Raw genomic sequence first — 24,059 nt, forward strand, 5'->3', positions numbered from 1 at the left:
TTTTAAATGGTTTGGTTAAAGGTATCACAGCTATTGATATTGCCTGATTTCAACCCTGTCTGGAACCATTTCATACGTTGTTCACTGGTGCCGTGCGTGAAGCTATCTGGGACCACTTGCCCAGTTGCACTTTTCTGTAAATAGTCATCACCAATCTTATGTGCAGCGTCCATCGCTTCTTCTACATCACCCTGCTCTAAAAATTGGGTACGCTGTTGATTATGATGCGCCCAAATACCCGCAAAGCAGTCTGCTTGTAATTCTTGCATGACCGAATAACGATTACCTTCAGCTTTAGACGCTTGCGCACGCGCCTGCTGGACTTGCTCAGAAATACCTAAAATCGTTTGGATATGATGTCCAACTTCATGGGCAACCACATAGGCTTGCGCAAAATCACCCGCCTGATCTTGACGACTCAATTCAGTTTGATTTTGTTCACCCGTGATGCCCATTTGCGTACGCATATCTTTAAAGAATGCAGTATCAATATAGACCTTCTGATCTGCTGGGCAATAAAACGGCCCCATTGCAGCTTGTGCTGTACCACAACCCGAGTTGACCACACCATTAAACATGACCAATTTAGGCGCTTTATACTGGGCATTTAACTGTTCTTGGAAGACTTTAGTCCATGTATCTTCCGTATCGGCCAAAACCGTTCCAACAAAATCCATCGCTTCTTGTTGTTCAGGTGTTGGATTATCCAAACCTTTGACTTCAGCCGTTTGACCCTGTGAAGTCACTTGTTTAGTCGCCTGATAAGCTTGCTGCGGATCGACACCAAAAAACTTCCACGCAACAAATGCTACAACCAAACCGAGAATACTGATACCACCCGCTTTTGCACCGCCACCACCGCGACGGTCTTCTACGTTTGAACTAACTCTTCGACCTTTCCAGCGCATAGTGATCTTCCTTATATAAAATAGTTGATATCCGTGCGTTTACAGATTAATCCTTTTGCTACTTTGGCCATACTTTTTGAACTAAAGACACGACGCACAGCACGATTAAACCTGCAATAAAACCTGTCACTAAATTGATTAAAGTCGGTGTTAATGCACCCACAATACTGCCAACTGTAGGAATATGTTCTGCATAATCCACAGAGCCTTCAATAAAATGGTGTAGCAGAGGCACACCATGGGTAATGATGCCACCACCCACTAAAAACATGGCAATCGTACCAACAATGGTCAATGTCTTCATCAACTTAGGTGCAAATGCTAACAAACCTTGTCCAACGGTCTTTTTAAATTGTGATGCTTGTTGAGTGAGATAAAGCCCTAAGTCATCAATTTTGACAATCATCGCAACAAAACCATAGACACCAACGGTCATTAATATTGCAATCACCGAAAGTACCATGACCTTGGTCCCAAATGCCGCAGTTGCAACCGTACCCAATGAAATCACCACAATTTCAGCAGATAAAATAAAATCGGTCCGGATGGCGCCTTTGACTTTTTCTTTCTCAAAAGTCACCAAATCCGTTTCAATATGAGTCATCTCTTCACGAGCAACTCCTTCTGTTTTGGCTTTTTTATGATGCAAACTATGCAGAACTTTTTCCACACCTTCATAACATAAGAACAAACCACCAATCATCAATAGTGGTGTAATCAGCCAAGGTGCAACCACACTGATCAATAAAGCAGCCGGAACCAAAATTAATTTATTAATAAAAGAACCTTTGGCCACAGACCAAACAACTGGAAGTTCACGATCTGAACGGACACCACTGACTTGTTGCGCATTCAGTGCTAAATCATCCCCAAGGACACCCGCTGTTTTTTTGGCTGCCATCTTACTCATAACAGCAACGTCATCCAGCACAGTTGCAATATCATCAAGTAAGATTAATAAGCTATTCGCCATTATTTTTATCCTTTAGGCATTTTTTAATATTCTAATTCTATTTAACGCTAAAATTGTATTTAGTTTTTTAATAATTAACAAAATATTCACCCATTTTTCAGTCAATTGTGCTGTGTCAGTAACAATCAAAAATAGAATGCCGTACAATGGGGACATTCTTTGAAAATCAGCCGTAGCTTTGACTACCACTTTGGAACAGATAATGAGTACTCAAGATAATCGTCCAGTGATTTTGACTGGCGACCGTCCGACTGGACAATTACATTTAGGTCATTTTGTAGGTTCTTTACGTTCACGTGTAGGTTTACAAGATTCGCATCATCAACATCTTCTTTTAGCTGATGCTCAAGCCTTAACTGATAATGCCGATAACTTCGAAAAAGTTCGTCGCAATATTATTGAAGTCGCAACCGATTATCTTGCTGTAGGAATTGACCCAACCAAAACCACGATTTGCGTTCAATCATGCTTACCAGCATTAAATGAATTGACCATGTTGTATTTGAACTTTGTGACGGTGTCTCGCTTAGAGCGTAATCCAACCATCAAATCTGAAATTCAAATGCGTGGATTTGAGCGTGACATTCCTGCAGGTTTCTTATGCTATCCAGTAGCTCAAGCTGCCGATATTACAGCGTTTAAAGCATCTGTCGTTCCTGTCGGCGAAGACCAAATTCCAATGATTGAACAAACCAACGAAATTGTTCGTCGTTTAAACCGTCAAATTGGTCGTGACGTACTTCCTGAATGTAAAGCTTTACTCTCTAATGTCGGCCGCTTGCCAGGTTTTGATGGTAAAGCAAAAATGTCTAAATCTTTGGGCAATACCATTGTGCTTGACGCGACTGATAAAGATATCAAGAAAGCTGTTAATGCAATGTATACTGATCCAAATCATTTACGTATTGAAGATCCAGGTCAAGTTGAAGGTAACGTGGTCTTTACTTACCTTGATGCATTCGACCCTGATAAAGACGCTGTTGCAGAACTGAAAGAACACTATCGTCGTGGTGGCCTAGGCGATGGTACTGTAAAAAAACGTCTTGAAGGTGTGCTAAAAGAGCTGATCGGCCCGATCCGTGAACGCCGTTTAGAATTGCAAAAAGATCCTGACTACATCATGGATATTTTAAAAACCGGTACCGATAAATGCCGTGATATTACCCAACAAACGTTAGATGAAATTAAATCTGGACTGGGTGTTTTCCACTTCTAAATTTAAAAAATTCTATAAAATTAAGCCTTTCCAATGTGAAAGGCTTTTTTATAGGCACTTTTTGTGAAGGTATTCACAAAATCTCCTTAGTTTTAACGTTAGGTAACATCACTTAACGTGAACACCAATGAAATGACTGACCGTTCACTCTATTATCTATCTATGTTTTAGGAATACCTAAATTCATAACATTTCTCCTTTACCGAACCTGTGAAAACAGATTCGTTGTTATACGCAATGAACACCCCAATCATTGCGTATTTTTTTGTCTGAAAATTGGCAACTACCAATATCCAAAAGTCCACTATAAGCGGACTTTTCAATGAATACATCATTTTAAAAATGAATATAAATTAGTAACTGATGTTACGCAGTAACATCAGAAGCGCAATTTTCTTCAAATAAAAGAACGATACGCAGTAACGTCATCCGCAACTGTTCGAGGCAGGACTACTTCTAATCAAAAAAGTTTTTGCGATACTTTGAGTAATTTGACGCTAGTAAACGAGTTTTGCGGATGACAATGGTTTTGGGTACTTTTGCCGAAACAAAAGTACCTCCAGCCGAAGGCTAATCCCTTTATTCAAACCCTAGATGCAAGACTCCGTCGAATAGACTTAAAAAAACATTTTAAAAATGCGTAATTACTTTTACGCGCGTAACATCAGTTAGTAATGAAATAAACGGTTATCTAATGGTAGTTCAATTCCAATTGACACTCCACCATCATTACCATTTAAATCTGAGTCACTTACCCAACCGTTAATTTTTAAAGGCATATCTGGACGTAAATAATGTGTCCAAGTTAAGTCTAGAGCTTTCAATTCATCTTTTTCAGGAAATGCTGCGTTGTTCAAAGCAGCACGCTCTGTTTCAGAAACTTTTGCAAACAGTACACGACCATTTAGACGGTTTAGTTGATCAATACGTATATTTCCACCCACTGAAACCATTTGAGCATCACCACCTAAGGCATGACCTAGTGGATAGCCATGTTGATAGTAGCCATCTGTATATATGTGGTGGTTATAAGAAATGCCTTTAGCATCACCATTGGTTCGAGTATCGACCCATTCAGTATAGAGTTGATAAGGCATATTTTTCACACTTGAAGAATAATCAACCCCAGCAAGATACATGCTTTTTGCAGGCAAACCACCTGCTTCATCTTCACCAATATATTGGCCATACAGACTGGCTGGAACTTGCAATAATGGTTGTAAATTCAAACGCGCATCAAAACCAGCCAATTGATTTGAGGGATTTCCTTCACCCGCGCAACCCGTATCTGTACATTCATTATCTTTGCCAATGAATGCATTCCAATACGCCTTAGCACTTCCTGGTTGCCCTTCCCCATCAATTTGGAAAGTACGTGAAGCCCCTAACTCAAGATATGGTAATGGCTGTGCTGTAAGTCTAAAACCAATTAAATTCGTATCTGGAACCGCAGCATAGTCATCTAATCGACCAGCAAAAGCTTGATACTGCCAAGGGCCGATCCAAGATAACCACGGTGTTTCAAAAGCATTCTGTTCTGCACGCTGTGCAGTAAAACCATACACAGGGCGACTCGCATCACCACGGATTAAACTACCGTCATGACCAGGCCCCCAATAAGTCGGAATCTGACCTGCAATTAACCATTGGTTCCAAAGCTTCCCGGCAATGTATGTGCCTTCTACATTTACATCTTGATCATTATTAATTTGTTGTTTATCTTCAGCATTTACACGTAAACGACCATCCCAATTTTCACCACCAACGTTCAGTTCAAGTGCACCTTGATACTGCGCTTTTTGATGATCACCAAAATTTTGCGGTAAATTATTTTTATCTGACTCAGCAAATAATTCGGCTTTTAATAGTGTATTTTCAGCAGTCAATTTATTTTGAATGTTTTGTAATACTTTTTGCTGTACAGATGTCGTCGCTTTTGCAGCAGATAAAGCGCGCTGTATTTCATCACCACTCATCGGCCATGTTGAGGTGCTAATTTGAATGACGCCTTGCTGATTTAACCAATTTAAATCTGCGCGTAATTCTTCATTATTTAATACAATCCCCTGAGCAAAAACAGGAACTGATAATCCAAACAGTACAGCAGCATAGAGTGACTTTCTTAAATACATGCTCTTTTTCTCAAGTTTAATTCACAGCCCACCTTAGATTTTTCAACTCATTTATTCAAGGGCGAAACTGTATCTACCCTAATTTTTTATCATTTCGATTAAAATGCTCAATAAAAGCACAAAATAAAAAACCCGCATTAAGCGGGTTTTTCATTTCAAAACTTAATTAGTTTTTATGATTAGTTTTTATGACGCATATGTGGGAACAAGATCACTTCACGAATACTTGCAGCATTGGCAAATAACATCACCAAACGGTCAATACCAATACCCTCACCCGCTGTAGGCGGTAAGCCGTATTCAAGCGCTTCAATGAAGTCTGCATCGTAATGCATTGCTTCATCATCGCCTGCATCTTTTTCGGCAACTTGAGCTTGGAAACGTTCAGCTTGATCAATTGGGTCATTTAACTCTGAGAAACCATTTGCCAACTCACGACCACCGATGAAGAATTCAAAACGATCGGTAATATGTGGATTATCATCATTACGACGTGCTAATGGTGAAGTTTCCGCAGGGTATTCTGTGATGAATGTCGGTTGACGAAGTTCAGTTTCAACAGTTTCTTCAAATACGATGGTTTGAAGTTTACCTAAACCAAAACCAGGTTTTACTTGCTCTTTCAGTTCATTTTTAACGAAGTTAGCAAGGAACTCACGGTCAGCCACATTTTCAGCAGTGAACGTTGGGTTGTGTTCAAGAATCGCATCAAACATCGAAATCTTCTTGAATGGACCTTTGAAGCTATACACTTCTTCACCATAAGGCACATCCGTCGAACCCAAGATGTCGATCGCCAATTTTTCAAGCATATTTTCAGTCAAAGCCATCAGGTCTTTGTAGTCTGCATACGCTTGATAGAATTCGATCATGGTAAATTCTGGGTTATGACGTGTTGATACACCTTCGTTACGGAAGTTACGGTTAATTTCGAACACACGCTCAAAACCACCGACAACCAAACGTTTTAAGTAAAGTTCAGGCGCAATACGTAAGAATAAAGGCATATCCAATGCATTGTGATGAGTTTCGAATGGACGCGCAGATGCACCACCCGGAATCACATGCATCATTGGTGTTTCAACTTCCATGAAACGCTCATTGCTCAAATATGAACGAATACCTGACACCACTTTTGCACGAATTTCAAAAGTTTTACGTGTTTCTTCGTTCATGATGAGGTCTAAATAACGCTTACGGTATTTAACTTCAGTATCAGTCAAACCATGGAATTTGTCTGGAAGAGGACGAAGTGATTTGGTTAAAAGCTCAAAATGTTCAATATGAACATACAGGTCACCTTTACCAGAACGACCAATATAACCTTCGATAGCAATAATATCGCCCAAATCGAGTGCTTTAATGGTCGCAAGAACGTCAGCATCCAACTCTTTACGTGGTACATAAAGCTGGATACGACCAGTCATATCTTGGATTACGATGAATGAACCGCGGTTCAACATCACACGACCAGCAACTTTTACATAAACCTTTTCGCCTGCTTCAATTTCTTCTTTTGATTTTTCAGCGAATTGGTCTTGTAAATCTTGTGCATAGTGTTCACGCTTAAATGTGTTAGGCCACGGGCTAACACCTGTTTCCTTGGCGTGCTCTTTGATGTGCTCTAACTTGGCATGACGCTGTGCAATTAAATCGTTTTCGGAAATGGCTTGTTCAGAAGTCGATTGAGCGTTATGTTGCGTCATCTCTGTCTCAAATAGTTAAAAAACGGAAGTTGCATAGCATAGCAGATTTCCTTTGAATTGAGCAGTAAGCAATGTGCGCATTTTTTCAATAAGTTGAAATTTATCAAAGTAAGATGTTTTGACAGCTATACCTTCAGGTCTGCTTAATCCATACCTTTCAGATATGCACGAGATAAAAGTTAAATATTTAAACTTAGCAAGCCAATATTTAGCGATATTACAATGACAACTACGTACTTTAAAATATTTATAACTATCAGTATATTGAAATATATTTTAATAGCTTAATTCAACCTTTTAATCTATTTTCTTTAAGACTAAAGTCTTTTAAATGCCTAGAAATTAGACCAAAAGCTAAATTCTCTTTTTGACAATTCTCTCTACAATGAAGCCATAAAATTGTTGAAAAATAAAATATTCAACACATCCAAAAATGTTTGAAAACAGTGTGTAGAAAAACAATGACTTCCTGCTTATCGAAAATTCTGTTTTTACATGGATTGGATTCTTCCCGTGAATCTACGAAGTTCCATGCCATCAATGCAAAACAAAAATTCTGCATTGAAGTGGACTATCGCAACTTAAATTTTCAAACTGTTGCGGATTTTTACCACGAGAGTATTGAAACCATTAAGCCCGATATCATCGTCGGGCATAGTCTCGGGGCATATTGGGCATTAAAAATGTCGCTGTTTCATCGTATTCCGTGTGTAATTGCCAACCCGAGTCTGCATCCAGACTTTCGCAACGACTACCCTGCAATTAATGAAATGGATTTGGATCACGATATTCCACAAATTGCATATATCGAACGTGGCGATGAAATCTTAGATATGTATGAAGCAGAACAACAACTCGAAGACTATATGCAAGTTCAAGTGATGGATGGCGGACACCATCGTCTACAATGCCCTGAAAATATTAATGATTTAATCCAACATCTCGAATTAAACTATTTAAAAAAATAAATCATAAGATTAATCATAAGTAGCAACGTCTTTTTTATCAGACATAAAAAAGCCTTGTCATAGACAAGGCTTTTTACATTTTAAAACTGACGCTTAAGCTGCATCTGCTTCAGGACGTGTTTTATCATCTAAAACAGACCAAATATTTAGTCCTAAATCTTTATGCAAGTCAGGCAAATCTAAGAAAATGCTTGCGCCTAAAACTTGGTGTTTACATTTTTCAGCCAATTGTTTCACTGCACGAAGCGTACCGCCCGTCGCCAATACGTCATCTACAATAATCACTTTTTGTGATTCGATTTCAGCCGACATTTCAAGACGATCTAGACCGTATTCAAGGCTGTAACCAACACCGACCACTGGTGGTGGTAATTTGCCGGCTTTACGCACCAAGACCAAACCTTTGCCAGTACGCTGAGCAAGTAAACTTGCCAAAACAAAACCACGCGCTTCAACCGCAATAAAGCTATCTACTTCTGCCAATTGCTCAGCTGGAATACTTGCAATTAGGGCATCAGTTAACGATTCGATGTTATTCATAAATAACGGCGTAAGGTCAAAGAAACAAATTCCTGGTTTTGGAAAATCTTGGACAGTACGAATGTTAGACCACAATGCCGCAGCAGTAGAATTACTCATAATAGGAGAAAATAAATTAAGGAAGGAATGTGTGAATTTTAACGCGATTTGAGAGAAAAGAACAGCTAACCCCCTACCAAAATGCATATTTAAGATACAGTAAATTTACATAAGTTATTGATTATTAATGTTGTATTTATTTAAAAAATATCAAATATATATTTTCCTAATCATAAAATAAAAGATTTTAGAGTTTTTTTCTGCAAGACTTTAGTCTATGAATATAGAAAAAGCGGTATTTAGAACCCAATTCACGGAAATGAATTCCAATATAGCTTTCAATAGGCATAAATATTGTCAGACAATTTTTCCCAGATCTGGGGTTTTGATGATATTTATTGTCCCTCACTGCCATTCTGCTTTTAATTTCACTCATTAAACTCTTAGCCACTTTACTTTATCGTTAGAACTGCGTAAAAATTTAACATAACAGTCTACTGTATAAGGCTAATTAACCTTAAGGTATAAACTTATACAGTTATGAAGTATTTACTGACTTAATTTTGTGTCAGTTTTTGGAGAATGGAATGAAAAAGTATCAGTGCATCGTTTGTGGATGGATTTATGACGAAGCAGAAGGCTGGCCACAAGACGGTATCGTGGCAGGAACAAAATGGGAAGATATCCCGGATGATTGGACTTGCCCAGACTGTGGCGTCTCAAAAGTAGATTTTGAAATGGTTGAAATCTAATAAATAGAATCTAAGGCCATCATCGTTATGGTCTTTTTTTTGTCTTTAAAAAATATGAAATGTGTTTGGAGTTGAGTATGCACCCTATTGTCATTATTGGTTCTGGTATGGCGGGATATGCCGTTGCACGTGAATTTCGAAAGTTAAATACTGAACTAGAACTTATTATGATCTGTGCGGATGATGCCATTAACTACGCTAAACCGACATTATCCAATGCGCTCGTTGGTAATAAAACTCCTGAGCAAATCCCTCTAGGGGATGCCGAAAAAATGTCGGCTCAACTCAATATGCAAATCATCAATAAGAGTTGGGTTAAATCCATTGATGCAGCAAAACATGAGCTTACTATTGAAAGCCAAAATGGAACTCAAACACAACTATATTCAAAACTTGTTTTAGCAGTCGGCGCAAATCCAATTCGCTTAGCTATTTCGGGTGATGGCAGTGAAGACATTCACGTCGTCAACAATTTAGATCACTACAAAGCTTTCCGTAAACAGCTTGCAGCACGTGAACATAAACGTGTGGTGATTTTAGGGGCAGGCTTGATTGGCTGTGAATTTGCCAACGACCTCCAAAATACTGGGGCGAAAGTATCGGTGGTCGATTTAGCTCCGCAACCTTTGGGTCGCCTACTGCCGTCTCATGTTGCAGCTAAATTCCAAAGCAATTTAGAAGAAACGGGTATTCAATTCGTTTTAGGTACGACAGTCGACAAAGTATCACGTATTGAAAATGGTGACTATGAAGTGAGCCTTGCCAATGGTCAAAGCTTAGTGGCAGATGTTGTGTTGTCTGCGATTGGTCTACAGCCTGAGATTAACTTAGCAAAACAAGCCGGTATTCACACCAGTCGTGGCGTACTAACCAATAAAAGCTTAGAAACCAACTTGGCAGATATCTATGCTGTCGGTGACTGTGCTGAAGTCAATGGTACCCTTCTGCCATACGTGATGCCAATCATGCAACAAGCGCGTGCTTTGGCAAAAACCCTCAATGGTGAACATACCGCAGTGCATTATCCAGCCATGCCTGTAGCCGTTAAAACACCTGCTGCACCTTTAACTGTCCTTCCTGCACCTATTGATGTTGAAACCCAATGGGAAACAGAGGAGCTTGAAGATGGTATGATTGCACGTGCAGTCGATCAAGATGGCGTATTACGTGGATTTGTACTGCTCGGTGCAACTGCTGGGAAGCAACGCTTAACTTTGACTAAGCAGGTTCCGGACTTGATTCCCGCTTCAGTTTAAGGTTTAAATACAAGGACGTCCCGATAATAATAGACGTCCTTTTTAAAGGAAAATAAAAATGAATAGTGCCCTTCAGTTTAATATTTCACCTTATGCCTCTTTTATGCATGAAACTCGCGTAGAGTTAGGCAATGGCATTGAACTTCATGTCGAGGTGGGTGGTCATCCTGAAGATCCTGCAATCTTACTGATTATGGGACTCGGCGCACAAATGTTGTATTGGCCCGATTTCTTTTGTAAGTCCCTAATAGATCAAGGTTACCGAGTTATTCGCTTTGATAATCGTGATATTGGTCTGTCGAGTAAAATTCGTAACCCAGGCCCACGTCTCAATACCTTTAAATTGATGGGACGTTTTGCCTTAGGTCTAGAGAATCAAGGTGCGCCCTATGACCTCTACGATATGGCAGACGATGTTGCACTATTAATTGATCGTATGGGACTGGATAAAGTCCATATTTTAGGCGCTTCGATGGGCGGCATGATTGCTCAAATCGTGGCGGCACGCTATCCAGACAAAGTTCATAATTTAAGTTTACTTTTTACCAGTAACATCCAACCCTTACTTCCACCGCCATTTCCAAAGCAATTATTTAGTCTAATTGAAAAACCTGAATATAACGATGAAGATGGCATTATTAACCATAGCCTGAAAGTTTTTAATATTATAGGCTCTCCAGGCTATATTAATCAGCTTGAAGTGATACAAACTGCACGTAAACTCTATAAGCGGAGTTATTACCCAGCGGGTGTACTTCAACAGTTTTTAGCAATATTATGTACAGGTTCCCTGCTGCAGTTAGATAAACAAATTCAGCATAAAACCATTGTGGTTCATGGAGCTCGTGACCGTTTGCTGCCGCCAAGCCATGGTAAGGCCGTTGCAAAGGCTATTTCAGGTGCTAAATTTGAATTAATTGATGGAATGGGGCATGATATCCCACCGCATTTTATTCCATATCTTAGCGGTTTGTTTGCTGATCACTTTAAATCATAAATTAGGACACTATGGCTGCATTACCATCCTTAAGACAGCTGTCATATCTAGTAACACTGTCAGAAACGCTACACTTTACTGAAGCTGCGCGTCGTTCTTTTGTCACCCAGTCTACTTTGTCTGGCGGGATCATGGAACTTGAGCGTTTACTAGGTGGCGTATTGGTAGAACGCGACCGTCAAAACGTGCGTTTAACTCCTCTTGGTGAACAAGTTGTCGGAAGAGCTCGAGTTCTATTGGCAGATGCGCAAGACCTAATGCGTTTAAGTCGTGAAATGAGCGAACCTCTAACGGGTGATTTACATCTAGGGGTCATTCCTACTATTGCGCCATTTTTACTTGCACCATTATTAGAAGAAGTGCATAAGCAACTACCAAAAATTCAATTGCATTTACATGAAGCACAAAGTGAAAAAATTGTTGAGAAACTCGAGCACGGTAATCTAGATATCGTATTACTTGCTCTTCCTTTCGATACACGTAGCTTGAAAGTTGCAGAAGTAAACAAAGAAAAATTGTTCTTGGTGTACAACAAAGCTGACCAAAATGCAGCTCAAGCGAAATCTTTAGACGACCTAGATTTATCTCGTTTAATGTTGCTTGAAGAAGGCCATTGCTTACGTGATCATGCTTTGAGTGCTTGCCCGATTGGTGAACGTAAAAATGACCATCGTTTAAAAGCAAGCTCTTTACCAACTTTGGTTGAGATGGTTTCCGCAGATTTAGGCTTTACCTTATTGCCTGAAATTGCAGTTCATACCAATATGATCAAAGCCAATGAAGATTTGGCTGTAAAAGAAATTGAAGCAAGTCCTACACGCACATTGGCATTGGTGACGCGTAAGAGTACGCCGCTTCAAAGTGAATTTGATGTATTGCTTCAAATCTTGCAGAAAATCACCAATAATCTACACTAATCAATAATCAATCCGTGAATATCAAAGAGAGCACATGGCTCTCTTTTTTATTGTGCAGAAGTTAATATTAATTTAAAAACTGATGTTACTCACGTAAAAGTAATTTCGCATTTTTAAATCTATTCGATGGAATCTTACATCTAGGGATTGAATAAAGAGATTAGTTTTCGGCTGGAGGTACTCTTACGAAACGTTGTTTCTTCATTCGGCAAAATGAGAAGTGCGCTTCGTAAGAAAACCATCTTGCAGAGCAATGCTCCTCACCGCAAAACTCGTTCACTAGCGTCTACTTATTCAAAGTATCGCAAAAACATTTTTGATTAGAAGTCATCCTGTCTCAAACACTTGCGGATGGCCTTACGCATATCGGTTTTTATTTAAATCAAATCGCGCTTCTGATGTTACTATATAACATCAGTTAAAAAATGAAATACAGCATCTAGAAAAAAGAAAAGGCTAACCCAAATAGGTAGCCTGATAAGGTAATATATGACTTGATGTATATCTCAATTCATCGCCTCGATAATATCTTCACACTAGCCAGATAAGTAAGAAGATAAATACATCTTATTAAAATATAACCTTCGTTAAAATCACTAGTTTCAGGTATTTTAGATAAAGTAGGCGAATTGAAAATAAGGTCCTATAGAATAAATGTTGACTAAAAATCAATCACATTATTTTAAATATTTACTACGCTTTATATTTAAAATAACTAAGCAATAGATAGAAATAAATTCATATCGGAAACAGTCCAATTTATCCGTTGTCAAAATACGATATTCACATTTCGATTATTTTTTTCAATCCGAATACAAATTTAATTGTTATTTAACCAATAAATCTAAAATTAAAAACAAAAAACCATAAATCTTTTCATTCAAAATAATGAAAAACACCAAAAATATACGCTATTTAAATTCTATTAAATCACAATAACTTAATTATATTTTGATGTATAAATCCCAACTTCTAGGTATATTTTTATGATTCGCATTCGTGCAAATTATGGAAATGCAATTTGATTAAAATAATAAATGAGCGAAATGTATGATGAGTGAATTTTTATTACCAGTACCCGTTTTGATTATTGATCATCAATCGATGACTTCAAAAACAGTGCTGTTTAACATCTTAGGAGACCTCGGTTATCCTGAAGACCTCATTACATTTTCAGAAAATTTAGCAGATGCGGAACAGCAAATTTTCAATCAATTGCCCAATTTAATCTTTTTAGTGGTCACTCAACAGTCTGATATCTCTTTCATCCATAAAATTAAGAAAATCTATCCTTCAAGTAATCTCATCATTTTAGTCAATGAACAGTCTGCCGATTTAACTTTACATGCGATTCAGTTAGGTGCAACTGCCTATATGTTGATTCAACAGCCAATTGAAGACACTTATAACCAGCTGAAAACCATTTTAAGAGGTGGCGCTGCCCTGCACCCAAGTTTTGCAAAATTTTTATTGAGTGAAACTTTTAGTCCGCAAAATGTAGCGCCGAAACAGCTCAGTCTAAATCCAGCTGAATATCAAATTTTAGATATGGTCAGCCATAGTGCGACTCAAGAGCAGATGGTGAATGAATTAAAACTTTCTACTTATCAAATTGATGGTTTTGTCAAAAATATCTACCGAAAAATTTGTAGCTACAGCTAAATTTAGCTGAGATAAAGGATTCAAAAACAATCTATAAATTTAAAAAAATAAAGGGGGCATTGCTCCCTTTATTTTTTCTGTACTTTTATTTAAATGCGTCTAAAAGCACATGCTGTGAATTATGCGCTTCCTCGCCCTCTTGAACATGGGTACGAATCCAACGTCCATCACTTTGGAGCAACCAAGCTTGCTGATTATCTTTTAGATAATTCACTAAACCTAATTGATAAATACGCTTTTTCAAGGCTGGATCTTCAATTGGGAAACAGGCTTCAACACGGTTAAATAAATTACGATCCATCCAGTCTGCACTTGAACAGTAAATCCGTGCATCGCCATTATTACTGAAATAATAAACTCGGGTATGTTCTAAGAAACGGCCAACAATAGAACGTACGCGAATATTTTCAGACAGCCCCGGTAAACCTGGACGTAAACAACAAATAGAACGAATAATTAAATCAATCTGCACACCCGCTTGTGAAGCTTCATACAGTTTATTGATCAACTGAACTTCAGTTAATGCATTGACCTTGACAATGATTTGCGCAGGCTTACCTGCTTTTGCATTGGCAATTTCATTATCAATATAATTGATCAGTTGAGTATGTAAGGTAAATGGCGCATGCAGCAGTTTTTTCAACTTCGCCATTTTGCCCATTCCGGTCAGTTCTTGGAAAATACGATGTACATCCTCACAGAGTTCTTTATCGGTAGTTAACAGGCCATAATCGGTGTAGATACGCGCATTGCCCGCGTGATAGTTACCCGTACCTAAATGTACATAACGCACCAATTTATTATTTTCACGGCGTACCACCAAAATCATTTTGGCATGGGTCTTATAGCCCACGATGCCATACACCACCACTGCACCCGCTTCTTGTAATACATTGGCTACAGCAATATTTGATTCTTCATCAAATCGTGCACGAAGCTCAATTACAGCGGTGACTTCTTTACCATTACGTGCTGCTTCCGCTAAAACTTGCACAATCTCCGAATCTGCGCCACTTCGATAAAGCGTTTGTTTAATGGCCAAAACTTGTGGATCACGTGCAGCTTCACGCAGTAAATTAATTACCGGTGCGAATGATTCAAAGGGATGGTGCAGCAAAATATCTTGCTTTTGCATCGCACTAAAAATGTTTTCAGATTTTTTGAGTACTTTCGGTATAACAGGAATATGCGCGTCATAACGTAGATGTGGACGTTTAAAGTTTGACAGTAAACGTGCAAGGTTAACTGGTCCATCTACTTTATAGAGTTGCTCTTCTTCTAAATCGAACTCATCAAGCAAATATTCATAAATATGCTGCGGACAATTTTCTGTCACTTCCAAGCGAACGGCGCGACCAAAACGACGTGAATTCAACTCACCTTTCAGAGCTTTGGCCAAGTCTTCAACATCTTCATTCAAAGCCAAATCGGCATTACGCGTCACGCGGAATTGGTAGCAACCCGTCGCCGTCATACCGGGGAACAAGTCAGAGACATGTTCATGAATAATTGCCGATAGCATCACGTGATGTTCTTTTCCACCGGTTAATTCATCAGGGAGTCGAACGACACGTGGCAGCGAACGCGGTGCAGGTACAACGGCTAAGTCAATCTGACGACCAAACGCATCCTTCCCTTCTAAAGTCACAATAAAGTTCAGCGACTTATTCACCAAGCGAGGGAATGGATGTGCAGGATCTAAGCTAATTGGCGTTAAGACCGGAGCAACTTGTTCTTGGAAATACTTTTTTACCCATGCCGACTGTGCAGGGGTTAATTCACCACGACGTAAGAAGCAAATGTCTTCTTCACGCAGTTTGGGTAAAATTTCTTGATTTAAAATACGATACTGGCGCTCAATTGCCGCATGCGCTGTCGCAGAAATTTCATCTAATACTTGTTTTGGTGTTAAGCCATCTGGACTGCGGCTTTCATTACCTAAGTCTAGCTGTTCCATCATTCCTGCAACACGAATTTCAAAAAATTCGTCTAAGTTACGTGAAAAGATCAGCAAGAAATTCATGCGTTCAAGTAATGGATGTATCGGATCAACCGCTTGTTCGAGCACACGCAGATGAAAGTCGAGAATCGATAACTCTCGATTAATATAACGATCATTATAAGTATATTCAGTAGGTACTTGCGCGACTTCAGCTGCGGTATTCATCTCAAACCCATATAAAAAAATGTGTGCTGTACTCAGTTTAGTATGCTTCAAATTTATGACAATTTCATAAAAAAAGCCCATAAAGATGAGCTTTTTGTTGTAATTCAAATCGCTACCATGCCATTTGACGGGTGTTTAGATCGTTTTTAATCTGGGATATGGCTATAACGCATATATTTTTGGATCATGCGCTTACGATAATTTAGCTTACGATCTTGTCGATTTTCATCATAATATTTTGGATTAGGTAAAATAGCCGCAATAAACGCTGCTTGTTCTCGACTCAAACTCCGTGAACTTTTACCAAAATAGTGCTGTGTTGCAGCTTCGACGCCGTAAATGTTGTCCCCAAACTCAACCGAGTTGAGATATACCTCTAAAATACGTTGCTTCGTCCACATGCGTTCCATCATCCATGTTGCAACAGCTTCCTGCCCTTTTCGAATAAATGACCGCTTATTATATAAAAATAAGTTTTTTGCCAATTGCTGAGAAATGGTCGATCCACCTGCAACCACTTTGCCCTTATCTTTATTGCGTTCTAAAGCATTTTGCATGCCTTCCCAATCAAAACCTTTATGTTGTAAAAACTTGCCATCTTCCGCGGCAACAACAGCATGTTTGACATAATCACTGATTTGGTCGTAATCACGCCATTCGTGTTTAATCGGTTTGGATGGCTCAGACCAATAATCTAAACGCATCATCATCGTCGATTCCACAGGATGCGTACGCCACCACACCAAACTACCAAAGATCCAAAGCTGCACCAAAAGTACAAGACTGACAAGAATTAACAATGTACGAACAATAAAGGCTTTCATGTCAGTGTGTTACTCCAGAAATTCTGTTTTTTCATGTTAAGCTTATTTTTAAATATTTTGACACAGTACAAGAATAGCATGTCTGAACTCAGCCCTCCTGCTGTATCAACCCGCAAACTGCAAATCCAACTGTGGTGGATCACGGCACTCTTAATTACCATCAATGTTGGACTCTTTGGCTGGCAAGTGTTGCATGGAATGAACGTTAGCCAACCCGACACACTGGATGCTTTGCGTTGGGGTGCTGATTATGCACCTTTAACCTTTTTAGAGGAACCCATCCGCTTATTCAGCAGTATGTTTTTTCATTTTGGCCTGATTCACCTGATGTTGAATATGTGGGCTTTGTATATTTTTGGCAGTGTTGCCGAGCAAATGTTAGGTCGTTTCTACTTCCTCGGTCTGTATGTTTTAGCAGGACTGATGGGAAGCTTATTGAGTGGGTATTTAACCATTCAAGACAGCTATGCTTTATTGGCCGAAGGTGCAGCCAATCAGCAGCTTTTCCCGAGTATTGGTGCAGGCGCATCGGGTGCAGTGATGGGACTGGGTGCCGCGCTGACGATTATTTCGCTGCTTCCCATGTTACCTAAACAGCAATTTTATCTGGATAAAAAAACCTTATTGATGGTGATGGGCATTAACCTCGCGATGGGCTTTATGATCAGTGGGATTAATAATGCCGCGCATATTGGCGGCATGTTGATGGGCGCTGCCTTGGCTTTCATTTGGTATGTGGGACAAAAATTACATCAATCCCTGCTCATTCAAATGATCGGTCTAATCGCCGCAGCTGTCGGATGCTATCTGTTTTATCTGCATTGCCAACAATTAATCCAACCGATTTTACCGCTTTGGGAACACTTTATCCTGCTGATGAAGCAATCTCTCGCAGCACGTTAAACAATGGAAGGAAACCAGTGGCTATCAACACTGACATGTTGAAAACACATCAAATCATGTCTAAACCTGAACTAGGTACTGGGTTCCTGCTCCACTCTTAACTTGCTCAGCTGTTAACCATTTCCACCCTTAACTATTTAGTTCACGCAAGCTTTCTAAGGGTGGAATATCGCAAAGATAACTTAAGCGATAACGTCCGATCAAAGTACAGACTAAGGTCATTACCAATGGTAGGATCAACCAAATCTCTGCATGCAACTGGATGACCAGTTCCATTTTATAACTGACAATCGCACTGATCACTTCAGCAAAAATACATGCCACAACACCCGAAATTAGCCCCATCAAACCAACTTCCAAACTGAGCATCGACTTTAACTTTTGCTTGGAACTGCCGAAGGAACGCAGTAATGCCACTTCTTTTTTGCGTTCATCCATAAATAAATTCAAACATGCAACCAAGACCAAAATGCCTGAAATACTGACCAACATCGCCAAGATAGTAATAATCTGAACCAATACGCTGACGATGCGTTTGATCTCATCCAAAATCAGACTGACATCAATAAACACGGTATTCGAAAACTGCTGAATTAGACCAATCAATTGATTTTTATCTTGCGGTGGAACATAGAAACTCCCCAAATAGCTGCCGGCATTTTCATCCATGGTTTGGGGAGAAAAAATAAAGAAAAAGTTTGGACTAAAGCTTTCCCACTCCACACTACGAAGGTTGATCACCTTGGCTTGTAAAATCCCTTCAGGAAGGCTAAAACTCAGTCGATCTCCAATTTGAATACCCAGCTCTTGTGCGGTTTTCACCTCTACCGATACTTCATTAACCTGTTGAAACTGCTGACTGCCCGCGATGATTTGATTATCTTTCGGAAAAGTTGCAGCCTGCGTAAGATTCAATTCACGGCGTAATGAATTATTGCTTTTAATTAAGGCATCCGAAAAAGGGAGATCATTTTTGGCAACTAATCGTCCACGAATATTCGGGTACATCGGCGTCCCTTGCCAGCCATGCTGCTTGAGTTGTTGATTAAAATCCTGCAACTCAAATGGCGGTAATCCATAGACAAATTGGTTAGGTGTCCCTTGTGGTAATTGTTGTTGCCAACGTTCCAGCAAATCTGTACGTAATACCGCTAAAACCGTAATCAGACTTAGACCCAATGCTAATGCGGTAATTTGAAATGCCGTTTGATACGGTGTGCGTATATACGCTGAGATTTTCGTCCCCCAACTTTTCAAAGCCTTTAAACTGAGCCAGACCATCATATATAGGCCAACACACAGGAAGATGATGGCGCAAATCAGCCACAGGGTGAGTTGTAAATTTTCAGTTAATACCCCACAAAACACCACCAAACTGAGTGTGCCGAAACTGAGCATCCAAAGTATGGAACGTACAGAACGCTCTTGTTGTCGTATCACCCGTGCTGGCGGTGTCCCTAATAATTGCCAAAGACTTGGAAGAACAAATCCTAATAGCACAATCGCACTGGTGAATATTGCAATTGGAAGCGGGCCAAGCAGCATAGACAGGGCTGAAAACTCTAATTGTAAATTTGGAATCAGCTGTAGCATCAGTTGCAATAAACCATAACCCAATCCCAGACCAATCAAACTTCCAAACAGGATTGAAAGCCCGAGTACAACCAACAGTAAAGCTAGATAAGCACTTAATATTTGCTGTTTGGTCGATCCAATACAGCGCATCAGCGCAATGGCATCCTGATTTTGTTGGACATAACGCTGGCTGGTTAATGCGATGGCGATGCCACAAAGTAGAATAGTTAAAATATTCGCCAGTTGTAAAAACGTTTCTAGGTTGGCTATCGGCTTCATCAAGCGGGTATTGCCTTCACTGGCATTTCTCAATTTCAAACTGCTTTGAGCCGCATCCTGAACCTGCGCATGATCTGAGTTAGCGGAAAGGTCTTCGCTTTGATCACCAAATTTCTGCTTATACAGTTTTTCAAAGCGCTGGGTATTTTGTGCATCTCCAGCCATTAACAGACGATATTCAATCCGACTCCCGACTTGGATGGCATTGGTTCTCGCCACCTCAGACTGCGCAATTATAACCGTCGGTGAAAAACCACTGAAGCCGAGCTCCTGATTGGTGTCATGAATGATTTTGGCACTGACTTGAAAAGCAGCATCAGCAATATTGATCTGATCTCCCACTTTTACGCCCAACAAATCCATAGCACGCGGACTTAACCAAACCTCACCTGCTTGTATGGAGCGGTTTAGTTTCGGTTCTGTTTCGAGTTCACCTCTTAATGGAAATGCAGCATCAACGGCTTTGACATTGACCATGACAAATTGCTGATCGGTGTGTGCCATACTGCTAAATAGCGTGACATTCGATTGTTTTAATTGCTGTGTTTTGGCTTGTTGTTGCCACTCTTGTGGAATTGGTTCATTGGCTGTCAGCACCAAATCTGCTGCCAACATTTCAGCAGCTTGTAGCGCTACAGCATTTTGAATTTGTACATTACTAAACTTTAAAGCCGTGGTGGCACTGATCGCCAAGGTTAGTGTGATCAATAATAAATACACACCCGTGGTTTTAAAACTCAGCTGTAAGAGTGGTCGAAACAGTGCCAAAAGATTCATGCAGCATCTCCTGTTCGATGCTCAATCAATTGACCATTGACCAATTCAAAATGGCGCTGACATTGACGGGCCAAATCGGCATCATGCGTCACCAATACCAAAGTGGTTCCCATTTCACGATTTAACTGAAATAACAGTTGTTCAATTTCCTGTGCCGTTGCACTGTCTAAATTACCTGTCGGTTCATCTGCAAAGATCAGATCGGGTTCACTCACCAAAGCACGGGCAATCGCAACTCGTTGCTGCTCACCACCGGATAAAACTTTAGGGGCTTGATGCGCTTGGCGTTCTAGTCCGACCTTTGCTAACAGTTTTAATGCTTTTTCTTCGGCAGCTTTGACCTGAAAATTTGCTTGTAACCGTAGCGGCAGCATGACATTTTCCAGTGCCGTTAAATGTGGCAACAACTGGAAAGACTGAAAGACAAAACCAATATGGGCCAAACGGACTTGAGCACGCTGTTCTTCATTTAATAGATGAATGTCCTGACCACAGACCCGTAACTGTCCAGAACTGGCCTGATCTAAGGTCGCCAAAATCCCCAACAAGGTGGATTTACCTGAACCAGAGCGACCAGTGATCGCAACTTGTTCCCCGGCAAAGATTTCAAGATCGAGGTGTTCAAAGATCGATAACTGTTTTTGTGGAAGTTGTATCTTTTGTGTCAATTGCTGTGCAGAAATAATCGCCTGTGGCATGATGTCAACATCTGTCGTGAGTTGGGTCATATCTTCCCTATATGCAAAATCGCATTCAAAATAATCGTCTATTGAGTTACTTGCTGGCTATTGCACTGATGTTCTGCCCGATGCTGCTCTCTGCCAAAACCATTATGATTTTGGGCGATAGCTTAAGTGCAGGTTACGGTGTTTCAGTGCAGCAAGGTTGGGTCCACTTATTACAAAAACGTCTAGACCAACAGTATCCGAAACAACATAAAGTGGTCAATGCAAGTGTCAGCGGTGAAACCACCAGTGGTGCTTTGGCACGACTCCCCAAACTATTGCAGACCCATCGTCCAGACCTTGTGGTGATTGAGTTAGGTGGTAATGATGGTTTACGCGGACAGCCCCCTGCACAAATTCAAAAAAACTTAGCGCAGCTGATTCAAAAAAGCCAACAGGCTAAATCGAAAGTGATTTTATTTGGAATGAAAATTCCACCGAATTATGGCAAGGCATATAGCCAAGCTTTTGAAAATAACTATCAAGTGTTGAGCCAACAGTACAAAGTCAAATTATTGCCTTTCTTTATGCAAGGGGTTGCGGGACATAAAAACTTAATGCAACAAGATCAGATTCACCCGAATGCCAAAGCGCAACCGATTTTGCTGAACAATGCATATCCATTGATCAAAGCAAGCTTATAAATTTAGTGGGTGAAAATGGATTCGTTAAAAAAGGCGCATCATTTGAGCGCCTTTTTTTAAATCTTGTATTTACTGTAATCTGCTTAGAAATCGTAGAAGCTCACTTCACCCGTTTCGAGTGAATACTCAGCGCCCACCACTTTTAATTTGCCTTGCGCAATTAAGTTTTCGAGGACTGCTGAACCATGACGAAGTTGATTCACTGATGCAAAAACGTTTGAACGTACTGCATGCATTGAAAGTTTTTCAAGGTCATCTTTCAATTCAGTTTGCATAAGTATTTCTACAGATGGACGAACGCGGTTCACAATCGACATCAAGTTTGCTGATGGAGGTGTCGCAGGGTTAGTTAAAGCTTCAATCGTAGAATGAATCGCGCCACAGTGTGTATGACCCAATACAATGACCACAGGACATCCAAAGCTTTCTGCTGCAAATTCCACGCTACCGACTTGAGACGGTGCCACAATATTACCTGCAACACGAATCACGAATAAATCGCCCAAGCCTTGGTCAAAGACCATTTCAGCAGGAACACGTGAGTCTGAACACCCTAAAATAATCGCAAAAGGTTCTTGGCTTTCGGCCATTTCAGCACGTTGTTGATGCGTCAAAAGCTTCGGGTGATTCGTTTCACCGTTTACAAAACGTTGATTCCCTTTTTTTAAACGATCTAAAGCTTCTGCTGCTGCTAGCATGTTCTAATTACCCTTATCCGAAGTTGCAATATTTTAATCCCAGTCGAATCGATTGTCACTTGCAAAAACAATTGCTGTGAATTTTTTCTACGACGATGCAACTTGATAGAAAATGCTAGTCTACATTCATCAAAAAAAAAATATTTTTTCTGTAATGGTTCACATTATTAAAACGCAAGTTTAACCACGTCAAAAAAGCAATGGATGACAAAGGTCATTTTTAATTTACAATATATTTCATAAATATACGCTTTTGCTATTTCAGCCCATTCTGATAATAGTCATATAAATGATCTAAAAAATATATCTATTCGATTTAACTGGGGTAAACGTCAATGAAAGGACATCATTCACGCGTTTTTGACTTTTTCAAGCTAGCAACAATTTGCTGTATGACGTTTACTGCCAACCATGCTTTGGCTGCAAATCCGTCTCCCATCAGCAAAAACCTGGCTGTACCCTCTATCGTGCAAAACTATTTGAGCCAAGAACGTAAAGCGGCTGGTTTAGTTACACATAGCGTTCAAGTCGGCAATGTGAATTGGAGTTATAGCGAAGGCGGTCAACGCTCTAAACCTACCATTTTGCTGATTCATGGTTTAGGCGGCACACGTGATAATTGGAATCGTGTTGCGCATTATTTAACACCGAACTATCACGTGATCATCCCCGACCTTCCGGCCAATGGCGATACCCATGTCCCTGTCGATTTTGATGTCTCAGTGCCGAATGTCACGGAACAACTACGCCAGTTTGTCCTTAAAATAGATATTGAAGATAAACTGAATGTTGCAGGTCACTCATTGGGTGGTTCCATTGCCACGGTATATGCCTCTCAATATCCTTTTGATACCCAAAGTTTATTTTTACTCAACAGCGCGGGCATTTATAAACAGGCCAATACCAGTTACACCCGCGACCCGTATAAACTTAAAAATTTAATCGTTTCAAAACCGGGGGATTTAGATGATGTTATGCATAAACTCATGCAAAATCCGCCCAATGTTCCAACACAGCTCAAAGAAGCGCAGGAAAATATCTTAATTGCGCGTGCGCCCTTCACCAGTAAAATGATCGATCAAGTCGTCACGCTCAATCGAATCTACACCCCTGAAACTTTTGCCCGATTAACACGAACGGTGGAAGCACCAACCCTGATCCTTTGGGGCAAACAAGATAAAATCTTTAATGTTGAAGTGGCTGGGGAACTCAAGTCTTTACTGAAACGTGCAGAAACCCCTGTGATTTTAAATAACGTCGGTCATATGCCAATCTTAGAAGCTGAACAACAAGTTGCAGACCATTACTTGCCTTTCCTTGCGAAAAGTCAAAAGTTTAAAAACCCTTTGGTAGATAAACTGATTCAGTTAAACTGAGCATTCGCCATTTTTAGATACCCAT

The 24,059-nt window shown here is 40.0% G+C and carries 20 protein-coding genes; 10 read left to right on the forward strand and 10 right to left on the reverse strand.

The features are described from left to right. Positions 1-2: 2 nt before the first annotated feature. A complete protein-coding gene (locus FTV04_RS08435) occupies positions 3-908 on the reverse strand; it encodes a neutral zinc metallopeptidase (protein ID WP_180059509.1) in 906 nt (301 codons plus the stop codon). Positions 909-966: 58 nt separating this feature from the next. After that, positions 967-1,881, reverse strand: a complete 915-nt coding sequence (locus FTV04_RS08440; RefSeq protein WP_180089239.1) for a DUF808 domain-containing protein — start codon at positions 1,879-1,881, stop codon at positions 967-969. A 202-nt stretch (positions 1,882-2,083) separates the two neighbouring features. Between FTV04_RS08440 and trpS the strand changes: the two genes are divergently transcribed. Continuing rightward, positions 2,084-3,097 carry a tryptophan--tRNA ligase gene (gene trpS, locus FTV04_RS08445; protein WP_180007457.1) on the forward strand — a complete coding sequence of 338 codons (1,014 nt, stop codon included), beginning with the start codon at positions 2,084-2,086 and terminating at the stop codon, positions 3,095-3,097. 668 nt (positions 3,098-3,765) lie between these two features. Here the strand turns inward: trpS and FTV04_RS08450 are convergent. Together FTV04_RS08450 and lysS are read right to left on the reverse strand one after the other, a co-directional pair. Further along, positions 3,766-5,229, reverse strand: a complete 1,464-nt coding sequence (locus FTV04_RS08450; protein ID WP_180063451.1) for a capsule assembly Wzi family protein — start codon at positions 5,227-5,229, stop codon at positions 3,766-3,768. Between the two features lie 179 nt (positions 5,230-5,408). Then, on the reverse strand, positions 5,409-6,935 hold the full coding sequence (gene lysS, locus FTV04_RS08455; protein WP_180003896.1) for a lysine--tRNA ligase: 1,527 nt from the start codon (positions 6,933-6,935) through the stop codon (positions 5,409-5,411). A gap of 461 nt (positions 6,936-7,396) precedes the next feature. On the opposite strand from lysS, the gene FTV04_RS08460 reads away from it, so the two are divergent. Continuing rightward, the gene (locus tag FTV04_RS08460) at positions 7,397-7,903 is read left to right on the forward strand and encodes a YqiA/YcfP family alpha/beta fold hydrolase (RefSeq protein WP_180089240.1); all 507 of its coding nucleotides are present in this window, start codon (positions 7,397-7,399) and stop codon (positions 7,901-7,903) included. Positions 7,904-7,996: 93 nt separating this feature from the next. Here FTV04_RS08460 and FTV04_RS08465 read toward each other — a convergent pair whose 3' ends face one another. Further along, positions 7,997-8,542: an adenine phosphoribosyltransferase gene (locus tag FTV04_RS08465; protein ID WP_078189930.1), complete on the reverse strand. Its 546-nt coding sequence runs from the start codon at positions 8,540-8,542 to the stop codon at positions 7,997-7,999. A 527-nt stretch (positions 8,543-9,069) separates the two neighbouring features. Between FTV04_RS08465 and rubA the strand changes: the two genes are divergently transcribed. From rubA to FTV04_RS08490, 5 genes are all read left to right on the forward strand, one after another. After that, positions 9,070-9,234 carry a rubredoxin RubA gene (gene rubA, locus FTV04_RS08470; protein ID WP_005179369.1) on the forward strand — a complete coding sequence of 55 codons (165 nt, stop codon included), beginning with the start codon at positions 9,070-9,072 and terminating at the stop codon, positions 9,232-9,234. Positions 9,235-9,311: 77 nt separating this feature from the next. After that, positions 9,312-10,490 carry an NAD(P)/FAD-dependent oxidoreductase gene (locus FTV04_RS08475; protein WP_180089241.1) on the forward strand — a complete coding sequence of 393 codons (1,179 nt, stop codon included), beginning with the start codon at positions 9,312-9,314 and terminating at the stop codon, positions 10,488-10,490. A gap of 58 nt (positions 10,491-10,548) precedes the next feature. Beyond that, entirely contained in the window at positions 10,549-11,487 is a 939-nt protein-coding gene (locus FTV04_RS08480) for an alpha/beta fold hydrolase (protein ID WP_218945492.1), read from the forward strand. An 11-nt stretch (positions 11,488-11,498) separates the two neighbouring features. Beyond that, entirely contained in the window at positions 11,499-12,404 is a 906-nt protein-coding gene (oxyR, locus tag FTV04_RS08485; RefSeq protein ID WP_180007453.1) for a LysR family transcriptional regulator OxyR, read from the forward strand. A gap of 1,050 nt (positions 12,405-13,454) precedes the next feature. Continuing rightward, on the forward strand, positions 13,455-14,066 hold the full coding sequence (locus FTV04_RS08490) for a response regulator transcription factor (protein ID WP_180089242.1): 612 nt from the start codon (positions 13,455-13,457) through the stop codon (positions 14,064-14,066). An 85-nt stretch (positions 14,067-14,151) separates the two neighbouring features. Here the strand turns inward: FTV04_RS08490 and ppk1 are convergent, their stop codons facing one another. Continuing rightward, the gene (gene ppk1, locus FTV04_RS08495; RefSeq protein ID WP_180010107.1) at positions 14,152-16,233 is read right to left on the reverse strand and encodes a polyphosphate kinase 1; all 2,082 of its coding nucleotides are present in this window, start codon (positions 16,231-16,233) and stop codon (positions 14,152-14,154) included. A gap of 146 nt (positions 16,234-16,379) precedes the next feature. Next, the gene (gene mtgA / locus FTV04_RS08500; RefSeq protein WP_078193019.1) at positions 16,380-17,057 is read right to left on the reverse strand and encodes a monofunctional biosynthetic peptidoglycan transglycosylase; all 678 of its coding nucleotides are present in this window, start codon (positions 17,055-17,057) and stop codon (positions 16,380-16,382) included. 78 nt (positions 17,058-17,135) lie between these two features. On the opposite strand from mtgA, the gene FTV04_RS08505 reads away from it, so the two are divergent. After that, a complete protein-coding gene (locus tag FTV04_RS08505) occupies positions 17,136-17,960 on the forward strand; it encodes a rhomboid family intramembrane serine protease (RefSeq protein WP_180007451.1) in 825 nt (274 codons plus the stop codon). 129 nt (positions 17,961-18,089) lie between these two features. Here the strand turns inward: FTV04_RS08505 and FTV04_RS08510 are convergent, their stop codons facing one another. Both FTV04_RS08510 and FTV04_RS08515 read right to left on the reverse strand, forming a co-directional pair. Next, positions 18,090-20,591: an ABC transporter permease gene (locus tag FTV04_RS08510; protein WP_180089243.1), complete on the reverse strand. Its 2,502-nt coding sequence runs from the start codon at positions 20,589-20,591 to the stop codon at positions 18,090-18,092. Next, entirely contained in the window at positions 20,588-21,319 is a 732-nt protein-coding gene (locus FTV04_RS08515; RefSeq protein ID WP_180024091.1) for an ABC transporter ATP-binding protein, read from the reverse strand. The genes FTV04_RS08510 and FTV04_RS08515 overlap by 4 nt, the downstream gene beginning before the upstream one ends. A gap of 11 nt (positions 21,320-21,330) precedes the next feature. Here FTV04_RS08515 and FTV04_RS08520 point away from each other — a divergent pair, with 11 nt between their 5' ends. Further along, entirely contained in the window at positions 21,331-21,960 is a 630-nt protein-coding gene (locus FTV04_RS08520; protein WP_078189940.1) for an arylesterase, read from the forward strand. A gap of 83 nt (positions 21,961-22,043) precedes the next feature. On the opposite strand, the gene FTV04_RS08525 is transcribed toward FTV04_RS08520, so the two are convergent. Next, positions 22,044-22,658, reverse strand: a complete 615-nt coding sequence (locus tag FTV04_RS08525; RefSeq protein ID WP_078189941.1) for a carbonic anhydrase — start codon at positions 22,656-22,658, stop codon at positions 22,044-22,046. Between the two features lie 335 nt (positions 22,659-22,993). On the opposite strand from FTV04_RS08525, the gene FTV04_RS08530 reads away from it, so the two are divergent. Then, positions 22,994-24,034, forward strand: a complete 1,041-nt coding sequence (locus FTV04_RS08530; RefSeq protein WP_373423622.1) for an alpha/beta fold hydrolase — start codon at positions 22,994-22,996, stop codon at positions 24,032-24,034. Positions 24,035-24,059: the final 25 nt, after the last annotated feature.

The sequence above is a fragment of the Acinetobacter sp. YH12219 genome, assembly GCF_013417875.1.
Lineage (GTDB): Bacteria > Pseudomonadota > Gammaproteobacteria > Pseudomonadales > Moraxellaceae > Acinetobacter > Acinetobacter amyesii.